8 protein-coding genes are annotated in these 9,621 nt (G+C 57.6%); 7 read left to right on the top strand and 1 reads right to left on the bottom strand.

Going from position 1 to position 9,621, the window contains the following annotated elements; all coding sequences use genetic code 11:
* Window positions 1-235: 235 nt before the first annotated feature.
* A complete protein-coding gene (fepB, locus tag ABK821_RS07515; protein ID WP_343179194.1) occupies window positions 236-1,195 on the bottom strand; it encodes a Fe2+-enterobactin ABC transporter substrate-binding protein in 960 nt (319 codons plus the stop codon).
* Between the two features lie 453 nt (window positions 1,196-1,648).
* Here fepB and entC point away from each other — a divergent pair, with 453 nt between their 5' ends.
* The 7 genes from entC (at window position 1,649) to ABK821_RS07480 (ending at window position 9,096) form a co-directional block, all read left to right on the top strand.
* Window positions 1,649-2,827 (top strand): isochorismate synthase EntC, encoded by a 1,179-nt coding sequence (gene entC, locus ABK821_RS07510; RefSeq protein ID WP_343179192.1) that lies wholly within the window; start codon window positions 1,649-1,651, stop codon window positions 2,825-2,827.
* A 12-nt stretch (window positions 2,828-2,839) separates the two neighbouring features.
* Window positions 2,840-4,447, top strand: a complete 1,608-nt coding sequence (gene entE / locus ABK821_RS07505; protein ID WP_142501879.1) for a (2,3-dihydroxybenzoyl)adenylate synthase EntE — start codon at window positions 2,840-2,842, stop codon at window positions 4,445-4,447.
* Between the two features lie 13 nt (window positions 4,448-4,460).
* The gene (entB, locus tag ABK821_RS07500; RefSeq protein WP_343179191.1) at window positions 4,461-5,312 is read left to right on the top strand and encodes an enterobactin biosynthesis bifunctional isochorismatase/aryl carrier protein EntB; all 852 of its coding nucleotides are present in this window, start codon (window positions 4,461-4,463) and stop codon (window positions 5,310-5,312) included.
* The gene (gene entA / locus ABK821_RS07495) at window positions 5,312-6,067 is read left to right on the top strand and encodes a 2,3-dihydro-2,3-dihydroxybenzoate dehydrogenase EntA (RefSeq protein ID WP_138360024.1); all 756 of its coding nucleotides are present in this window, start codon (window positions 5,312-5,314) and stop codon (window positions 6,065-6,067) included. The genes entB and entA overlap by 1 nt, the downstream gene beginning before the upstream one ends.
* Window positions 6,068-6,481, top strand: coding sequence for a proofreading thioesterase EntH (gene entH, locus ABK821_RS07490; RefSeq protein WP_138360023.1), 414 nt, complete (start codon window positions 6,068-6,070; stop codon window positions 6,479-6,481).
* Between the two features lie 257 nt (window positions 6,482-6,738).
* Window positions 6,739-8,844: a pyruvate/proton symporter CstA gene (gene cstA / locus ABK821_RS07485; RefSeq protein WP_142501878.1), complete on the top strand. Its 2,106-nt coding sequence runs from the start codon at window positions 6,739-6,741 to the stop codon at window positions 8,842-8,844.
* Window positions 8,845-8,898: 54 nt separating this feature from the next.
* Complete coding sequence (locus ABK821_RS07480) at window positions 8,899-9,096, top strand: YbdD/YjiX family protein (protein WP_138360022.1); 198 nt, start codon at window positions 8,899-8,901, stop codon at window positions 9,094-9,096.
* Window positions 9,097-9,621: the final 525 nt, after the last annotated feature.

Here is a 9,621-nt window from a genome sequence, read left to right as displayed (position 1 = left end):
GGAGCGGACCGCGCAGCGGCAGGTTTTCAGCGCAATGCCGGGGGTGCAGGGGGACGGGCGAAACGTCCCCCTGCCCGTTCACACGCTGTGGATATAACGAATATCCGCGTATTTATAGTGAACGGAATAGTCCACGGAATCTGAATGGGTGAAAACGAAAAATGCCATTTTCGCCAGAACCACCGAAAAGTGATTGCTGTTGACAAACGCCGCCGCCGACCACGCCGATGACCCGTTAACCGAAAAGCGCCGACAAACGCTGTAGCACCAGCAGGGCGCTATAGTAGTCGAGGCGGAAGGTTTCCGTCCCCAGTGGATAAACGCGCTTGCCTGCTACCGCCGGCAGATGTGACAGCAGGGGATTAGCGTAAATCGCATCAGCATCTTTTTGATCGCCAGCGAACAGGAACAGACTCTGGCCGTTCAGCCCGGCGGCTAAATTCTCACCGCCCAGTTGCACAATATCATGACGCTTCCCCTGGCTGTGGCTGGCGTGCAGCCCCGTAGGTAGGGTTGCGAGCGTGAAACCCAATTGTTCGAGCATTTGCCCCTGGGCAGACTCTTTCGTCCAGATATTGGCGCTATGGGCGGCGGCGGTGTAGACCAGCGCAGTGACCGGTTGTGGCGGCAGCGTCATCTTCTCTTTAAGTGCCGCCAGCTTTTTATCAAATTCAGCAATCCGTTCAGCGGCCTGTTTTTCATGGCCCGTAATCTGCCCCAGTTCGGTCAGCAGCGCCTGCCAGCTCTTATCGTCGTAGTTGATGATAAGCGTCGGGGAAATCGTCGACAGTTGATCGTAGAGCGCTATCGCTGAGTCGCCGCCGGTGGCGCTAATCAGAATCAGATCCGGCATTTGGGCGGCGACCGCTTCGGCGCTTGGCTCGCCAATATAGAGCCGCGATAGCTTGCGCGCTTTTGCCACTTCGCTCCACTGACGCAGAAACCCCTGATCGTCGGCGACGCGGTTATTTGGCGTCGTGGCGCCACTGGCGACTACCGGCGCGTCAATCGCCAGCAGCGAACCGGTTAATGTCACGCTGGTGGAGACAATGCGCAGCGGCTGGCTTTCCAGCGTATGCGTCCCGCGACTGTCGGTAATCTGACGCGGCCAGTCCGCAGCCAGCACTGAACTAATTCCTAAAAATGCCAGCCCGCTGGCGAGGAGAATATGGCGGCAAAAGGTGGAGAAATTCACGAATTCGCATCCTGATTAAGTTGTGATAAATGCTGCTGGTTTTCAGCGTTGTGCTGTGTGGGGCCCTGTGTAAGCAGCACAACATGCTATCTGCAGGTTGACATGTAGAGCAATACCTTTTAGGTTAGCGAACCAAAATATAAATGATAATTATTCGTAATCCTTTTTATCATTTTTTTTGAGGGTTATACCCTAAATCATGCGAGTTTCAGGGCACAATGGTTAACCGCTTTAAACCACGTTTGCGCGCTCCCGAAGGGGAGAATCCTTCAGGTCGAGTCACGTGGCGACAAATTCGGCAGAGCCGAATTTGAACGACCGCTGATGGCGCCCTGCAGAGAGACCGTATTCCCGGGAAATTACGCCGGTAAGTATCTGCAAGAGGGCAAGTCTCAATAATGCACCGGGGCGCCGTAGCGAACGCATCTGCAACGTAGAGTATGACGGGTATATATGGAAACGTCTTTGGCTGAGGATGTTCGGGAGAAAAAAATGACCCTGCCGCCGGAAAGCTTCTTCTTTATGTCGCCGTATCGCAGTTTCAGAACATCTGGCTGCTTTAGTCGATTTTCGCATCCTGCCGCTGATGGCGATAATCTCAACGGCGAATTCCAGCAAAAAATGGCCGCCGCTTTTAAAGCCGCGCGGGCTAACGGGATCGCTGAACCCGTGATGGTCGGTGCGATCCCGTTTGATACAAATGAGCCATCCGAGCTGTTTATTCCCGCAAGTTGGGAGGCATTCTCCCGTACTGAAAAACAGCGCTCCGCACGTTTTGAGTCGGGGCAAGCGCCAATGGTGGATATTGTTCAGCGCCAGGAGATCCCTGAGCAGGATACATTTATGGCGATGGTTGAACGCGCGGCAGCGCTGACCGCGACGCCGGAAGTGGATAAGGTGGTCCTGTCGCGTTTGATCGATATCACCACTCAGGAACGGGTTGATAGCGGCGTACTGCTGGAGCGCCTGATTGCCCAGAATCCGGCCAGTTTTAACTTCCATGTGCCGTTATCAGATGGCGGTGTGCTGTTAGGAGCCAGTCCGGAACTGCTGCTGCGTCAAGAAGGTGCGCATTTTAGCTCTCTGCCGCTGGCCGGTTCGGCCAGGCGTCAGCCGGATGATGTTCTGGATCGTGAAGCGGGGGGCAAGCTGATGGCATCAGAAAAAGATCGTCATGAGCATGAACTGGTTGTTCAGGCGATGAAAACGCTATTAGCCCCGCGCAGCAGCGCGCTCTCTCTGCCGGATTCTCCGCAACTGATCTCCACGCCGACCTTGTGGCATCTGGGAACGCAGATTCAGGGTACCGCTCAGGGAAAAGAGAATGCCATGTCGCTGGCCTGCCTGCTGCACCCGACGCCAGCCCTCAGCGGCTTCCCGCATCAGGTGGCTAAGCGCCTGATTAGCGAGCTGGAGCCGTTCGAACGCCAGCTGTTTGGCGGTATCGTCGGCTGGTGCGATGACGAAGGCAACGGCGAGTGGGTGGTGACGATCCGCTGCGCTCGCCTGCATCAGCGCACGCTACGGCTGTTTGCGGGCGCCGGTATCGTTCCTGCCTCTTCACCTTTGGGCGAATGGCGGGAAACCGGCGTCAAATTGACCACCATGCTGAATGTATTCGGCTTGCAATAATAAGGGACTATGATGATCGAATTTAATCGCTGGCCGGAAGATTTCGCGGCCCGCTACCGGCAAAAAGGCTACTGGCAGGATTTGCCGCTCACTAACCTGATTACCCGACATGCGGAAAACGACGCCACCGCCATTATTGATGGTGACAGGCGCTACAGCTATCGTGAATTTAATCGTCTGGTGGATAATCTCGGCGCCTCGTTACAGCGTCAGGGCCTCCGGCGCGGCGAAACGGCGCTGGTGCATCTGGGGAATGTCGCGGAATTCTACATTACATTTTTTGCGCTGCTGCGTATCGGCGTCGCGCCGGTTAACGCGCTGTTCAGCCATCAGCGTAGCGAGCTGAACGCCTACGCCGCGCAGATTGCACCGGCTTTGTTGATTGCCGATCGCCAACATGCGCTGTTTGCGGATGATACGTTTCTTAACGCTTTCATTGCCCAACACGCGTCGGTGCGTGCCGTGTTGCTGCTGAACGACAGCGGAGAGCAGAGCCTGACGGCGGCCATTGCGCGTCCGGCTGACAACTTTATCGCCAATCCGACACCGGCCGATGAAGTGGCGTTTTTCCAGCTTTCCGGCGGCAGTACCGGTACGCCGAAGCTTATTCCCCGCACCCATAACGATTACGACTACAGCATTCGCCGCAGTAATGAACTTTGCGGGATTAGCGCCGAAACACGCTATCTGAATGCGCTTCCCGCTGCGCATAACTACGCCATGAGTTCGCCGGGGTCGTTAGGCGTGTTTCTTGCCGGCGGCGTGGTGGTACTGGCCCACGATCCGAGCGCGACGTTATGCTTTCCGCTGATTGAAAAACACCAAATCAACGTAACCTCGCTGGTTCCCCCGGCGGTAAGCCTGTGGCTTCAGGAGATCCATAGCGCGGGCAGCAACTCTCAGTTGCAATCGCTACAACTGCTGCAGGTTGGCGGAGCGCGCCTGTCCGCGACGCTCGCCGCCCGTATCCCGGCGGAAATTGGCTGTCAGCTTCAGCAGGTCTTTGGTATGGCCGAGGGGCTGGTGAACTACACCCGTCTTAACGATAGCCTGGAGCGGATTATCAATACCCAGGGCTGCCCAATGTGCCCGGACGATGAAGTGTGGGTGGCGGACGCTGACGGTAATCCGCTGCCGCGCGGCGAAGTGGGGCGTCTGATGACCCGTGGCCCATACACCTTCCGCGGCTATTACAAGAGCCCGCAGCATAATACCGAAGCCTTTGATGCTAACGGTTTCTACTGTTCTGGCGATCTGATTTCGATCGATGAAGATGGCTATATCACCGTGCAGGGGCGGGAAAAAGATCAGATCAACCGCGGCGGTGAAAAGATCGCAGCGGAAGAGATCGAGAACCTGCTGCTGCGTCATCCTGCGGTGATCCACGCCGCGCTGGTGAGCATGGAAGACAGCCTGCTGGGTGAAAAGAGCTGTGCGTATCTGGTAGTGAGCGAACCTCTGCGCGCGGTGGCGGTACGCCGTTTCCTGCGCGAACAAGGGGTCGCCGAATTTAAACTTCCCGACCGCGTGGAGTGCGTTGATGCGCTGCCGCTAACGCCGGTGGGCAAAGTCGATAAAAAACAATTACGTCAGTGGCTGGCTGAACGCAAGCTGGGCTGAAGGAGAAGACAGAATGGCAATTCCTCAATTACAGGCTTACGCGCTGCCGGAAGCCAGCGATATCCCGGCGAACAAAGTGAACTGGGCATTTGAGCCGTCCCGCGCCGCGCTGTTAATCCACGATATGCAGGAGTATTTCCTCAATTTCTGGGGCGAGAATAGCGCGATGATGGAAAAAGTGGTGGCCAATATCGCCGCATTGCGCGATTTCTGCAGACAGAACGCTATTCCGGTCTTTTACACCGCGCAGCCGAAAGATCAGAGCGATGAAGATCGCGCGCTGCTCAACGATATGTGGGGGCCGGGTCTGACCCGCTCGCCGGAACAGCAGCAGGTTATCGCCGCTCTTGCACCGGATGAGCACGACACCGTACTGGTGAAGTGGCGCTATAGCGCGTTCCATCGCTCGCCGCTGGAAGAGATGCTGAAAGAGATGGGGCGCGATCAACTCATCATCACCGGTGTTTATGCGCATATTGGCTGTATGACGACCGCGACCGATGCGTTTATGCGCGACATTAAACCGTTCTTCGTTGCCGATGCGCTGGCCGACTTTAGCCGTGAAGAGCACCTGATGGCGCTGAAATATGTCGCCGGACGTAGTGGCCGCGTGGTGATGACCGAAGAACTGCTGCCGTTGCCCGCGTCTAAAGCCGCGCTGCGCGCGCTGGTGCTGCCGCTGCTGGATGAATCCGATGAGCCACTGGACGATGAAAACCTTATCGATTACGGTCTGGATTCGGTGCGTATGATGGCGCTGGCCGCCCGCTGGCGTAAGGTTCATGGCGATATCGATTTCGTGGTGCTGGCGAAAAACCCGACCATCGATGCCTGGTGGGCGCTGCTTTCTCGTGAGGTGAAATAATGGCCGGACTGGATTTTCACGGTCAGACCGTGTGGGTTACCGGAGCAGGCAAAGGCATCGGCTACGCCACGGCGCTGGCGTTTGTTGACGCTGGCGCAACGGTGACGGGATTTGATCTGGCGTTTGACGGCGAGAGCTATCCGTTCGCCACCGAGACGCTGAACGTTGCCGACGCGCAGCAGGTGGCGCAGGTGTGCGGCCGTCTGCTGGAGAGCGTTGAGCGGCTTGATGTACTGGTTAATGCGGCGGGAATTTTGCGGATGGGGGCGACCGATACGCTGACTCTGGAAGAGTGGCAGCAGACTTTCGCGGTCAACGTCGGCGGAGCGTTTAATCTGTTCCAGCAGACGATGGCGCAGTTTCGTCGCCAGAAAGGCGGCGCGATCGTCACTGTGGCCTCCGACGCCGCGCATACCCCGCGCATCGGTATGAGCGCTTACGGCGCATCGAAAGCGGCGCTGAAGAGCCTGGCGCTGACCGTCGGCCTGGAGCTGGCGGGCAGCGGCGTGCGCTGTAATGTGGTTTCGCCTGGATCGACGGACACCGATATGCAGCGGACGCTGTGGGTCAGCGAAGATGCTGAACAGCAGCGGATTCGCGGCTTCGGCGAACAGTTTAAGCTGGGTATTCCGCTGGGGAAAATTGCCCGCCCGCAGGAGATTGCGGATACTATCCTGTTCCTCGCTTCCGATCACGCAAGCCATATCACGCTGCAGGATATCGTGGTGGACGGCGGCTCCACGCTGGGGGCGTAAATGGCCTGGAAACGTCAAATGACGCTGGATGAGCTCAACGCTACCAGCGCAAATACCATGGTGGCGCATCTGGGGATCGTTTATACCCGCCTGGAGGAGGGCGTGCTGGAGGCGGAAATGCCGGTTGATGCGCGTACTCATCAGCCGTTTGGCCTGCTGCACGGCGGTGCGTCGGCGGCGCTGGCGGAGACGCTGGGTTCCATGGCGGGATGGCTGATGACCGAAGAGGGCCAGTGCGTGGTGGGAACCGAACTCAACGCCACCCATCACCGGGCGGTCTCCAGCGGCAAAGTCCGCGGCGAATGCCGACCGCTGCACCTGGGACGTCAGGGCCAGAGCTGGGAAATCACCATCTTCGACGAAAGAGGAAGGCGCTGCTGCACCTGTCGCCTGGGCACGATGGTACTTGGCTGAGGTATCCTTTTCCCCGTTAGGTCGTATCCTGACGGGGAACGTAACCGTAATGCGGCCTCAGGGACGTAACCGCGATCCGGGAAGCGTTATCGATAACCATTTTCATTTATTTTCCTGCCAGAAGTGATCTCGCTTGCAATGTGAGATAAATCCTTGCCGCCAGGCGACATCTGTATCGTTTCAGAGTTGTTAGAATCCGCATTGTGTTCTAGAAACAAATTGTAACATCCTGCTTATCCTACCTGTGGAATACAATGATGAATAATTCAGGGAAATACCTCATCTGGACACTGCTCTCCGTTATCGGAGCCTTTGCCCTTGGCTATATCGCGCTAAACCGGGGTGAACAGATCAACGCGCTATGGATTGTCGTCGCGGCAGTCTGCGTTTATCTGATCGCCTATCGTTTCTATGGACTGTATATCGCCAACAATGTGCTGTCGGTCGACCCGACGCGGATGACCCCGGCGGTGCGTCACAATGATGGCCTCGACTATGTGCCGACCGATAAAAAAGTGCTGTTCGGTCACCATTTTGCGGCTATTGCCGGAGCGGGGCCGCTGGTTGGCCCGGTGCTGGCGGCGCAAATGGGCTACCTGCCGGGGATGATCTGGCTTCTCGCCGGCGTCGTGTTGGCCGGGGCGGTACAGGACTTTATGGTGCTGTTCGTTTCCACCCGTCGCGACGGGCGTTCGCTCGGCGAACTGGTGAAAGAAGAGATGGGCCCGGCCGCTGGTGTACTGGCGCTGGTGGCCTGTTTTATGATTATGGTGATTATCCTCGCGGTGCTGGCGATGATCGTGGTGAAAGCGCTGACCCACAGCCCGTGGGGAACCTACACCGTGGCCTTCACCATTCCGCTGGCGATTTTCATGGGTATTTATATTCGCTATCTGCGTCCCGGCCGCATTGGCGAGGTGTCGGTGATTGGCCTGGTGATGCTGGTATTCGCCATCATTTCCGGCGGCTGGGTGGCGGAAAGCCCCACCTGGGCGCCGTGGTTTGATTATACCGGCGTGCAGTTAACCTGGATTCTGGTGGGTTACGGCTTTATTGCCGCTGTGCTGCCGGTGTGGCTGCTGCTGGCTCCGCGGGACTACCTCTCTACTTTCCTGAAAATCGGCACCATCGTGGGGCTGGCGATTGGTATCCTGATTATGCGCCCGACCCTGACCATGCCCGCGCTGACTAAGTTTATCGACGGTACCGGCCCGGTGTGGAGCGGCGATCTGTTCCCGTTCCTGTTTATTACCATTGCCTGCGGCGCGGTGTCCGGCTTCCATGCCCTGATCTCTTCCGGCACCACGCCGAAAATGCTGGCCAATGAAGGGCAAGCCTGCTTTATCGGCTATGGCGGCATGCTGATGGAGTCCTTCGTGGCGATTATGGCGCTGGTGGCGGCCTGTGTTATTGATCCGGGCGTCTACTTTGCGATGAACAGTCCGATGGCGGTGCTGGCGCCGGCAGGTGTGGTCGATGTGGTGGCATCGGCGGCGCAGGTGGTAAGCGGTTGGGGCTTTACGGTGACGCCGGATACGCTCCACCAGATAGCCAACGAAGTGGGTGAACAGTCGATCATTTCCCGTGCGGGCGGCGCGCCGACCCTGGCGGTGGGGATGGCCTATATTCTGCACGGTGCGTTGGGCGGCCTGATGGACGTCTCGTTCTGGTATCACTTCGCGATTCTGTTCGAGGCGCTGTTTATCCTGACGGCGGTGGATGCGGGAACGCGGGCGGCGCGCTTTATGCTCCAGGACCTGCTGGGCGTAATCAGCCCCGGATTGAAGCAAACCAGCTCCCTGCCAGCCAACCTGCTGGCGACGGCGCTGTGCGTGCTGGCGTGGGGATACTTCCTGCATCAGGGCGTCGTTGACCCGCTCGGCGGTATCAATACCCTGTGGCCGCTGTTTGGTATCGCCAACCAGATGCTGGCAGGGATGGCGCTGATGCTCTGTGCGGTGGTACTGTTTAAGATGAAACGCCAGCGCTATGCGTGGGTGGCGCTGTTGCCGACCGCCTGGCTGCTGATTTGTACCCTGACGGCGGGCTGGCAGAAATCCTTCAGTCCCGATACTAAAGTCGGGTTCCTGGCGATAGCTAATAAGTTTCAGGCGATGATCGATAGCGGTAATATCCCGTCACAGTACAGTGAATCGCAACTGGCGCAACTGGTGTTTAACAACCGTCTGGATGCCGGTCTGACCATCTTCTTTATGGTAGTGGTTGTGGTGCTGGCGCTGTTCTCCATTAAGACCGCGCTGGCGGCGCTGAAAGAGGACAAACCGACGGCGAAAGAGACCCCTTACCAGGCGATGCCTGCTGATGCAGATAACCTGGTGACTCAGGTTAAACGTGCCCACTAAGGCGTGACTTTATCGCCCTCTTTGTGAGAAGGAGGGCGATTATGAGAGTTGAAAATGTTTGATACCCTTTCGAAAGCGGGAAAATATTTAGGTCAGGCGGCGAAAATGATGATCGGCGTGCCGGATTACGACAACTATGTCGCACATATTCGTGCGACACATCCTGAGCAGACACCAATGACTTACGAGGAATTTTTCCGCGAACGTCAGGATGCGCGCTACGGTGGAAAAGGCGGTGCGAAGTGCTGCTAGGCTGGAAGCGTTAGGCCACGCTTCTGCATGACTTGCCGCTTATCCGGGCCCGTCAGACTGTGCGGTTCGCGCCTTAACGCGCAGCCCAACGACCGCTTGCGGCGTTCACGAAGACGGATACATCCTCTTTATGGGTAATGCGGATCAGTTAAGGGCGGTCAGTTGTGTTTATGGCTGGCTGAGCGGTTCTGTTAATCGGTGGTTATGGCGAACATGGCGTATTCATCGTTTTCACCCATTTGATTCAGCGGCCTGTTCCGTTCACGATAAATTCGCGGATATTCGTTATATCCACAGCGTGTGAACGGGCAGGGGGACGTTTCGCCCGTCCCCCTGCACCCCCGGCATGGCGCTGAAAACCTGCCGCTACGCGGTCCGCTCCACTCCGGCTTCATCTGGCGGACCGGGCGGGACTCGACGTCCCTGTCTCGACCCGCCCTCTGGCCGCCGTCCTGGCGGCCAGTCCTGGATGCGCGCCTGCGTTCCCGCCAGGTTTCCTTGATGCGCCCAACCCCCATGCGGTGA

It is taken from the genome of Klebsiella sp. KE9456, assembly GCF_043832615.1.
Lineage (GTDB): Bacteria > Pseudomonadota > Gammaproteobacteria > Enterobacterales > Enterobacteriaceae > Klebsiella > Klebsiella indica.
The sequence above is the reverse complement of the archived record's forward strand: the minus strand, read 5'-3'. Positions and strand labels throughout refer to the sequence as shown.

Coding starts and splice junctions, on each gene's coding strand:
- cstA (WP_142501878.1), top strand. CDS start 6,739: ATGAATAATTCAGGGAAATACCTCATCTGGACACTGCTCTCCGTTATC.
- entE (WP_142501879.1), top strand. CDS start 2,840: ATGATCGAATTTAATCGCTGGCCGGAAGATTTCGCGGCCCGCTACCGG.
- entH (WP_138360023.1), top strand. CDS start 6,068: ATGGCCTGGAAACGTCAAATGACGCTGGATGAGCTCAACGCTACCAGC.
- entC (WP_343179192.1), top strand. CDS start 1,649: ATGGAAACGTCTTTGGCTGAGGATGTTCGGGAGAAAAAAATGACCCTG.
- ABK821_RS07480 (WP_138360022.1), top strand. CDS start 8,899: ATGTTTGATACCCTTTCGAAAGCGGGAAAATATTTAGGTCAGGCGGCG.
- entB (WP_343179191.1), top strand. CDS start 4,461: ATGGCAATTCCTCAATTACAGGCTTACGCGCTGCCGGAAGCCAGCGAT.
- entA (WP_138360024.1), top strand. CDS start 5,312: ATGGCCGGACTGGATTTTCACGGTCAGACCGTGTGGGTTACCGGAGCA.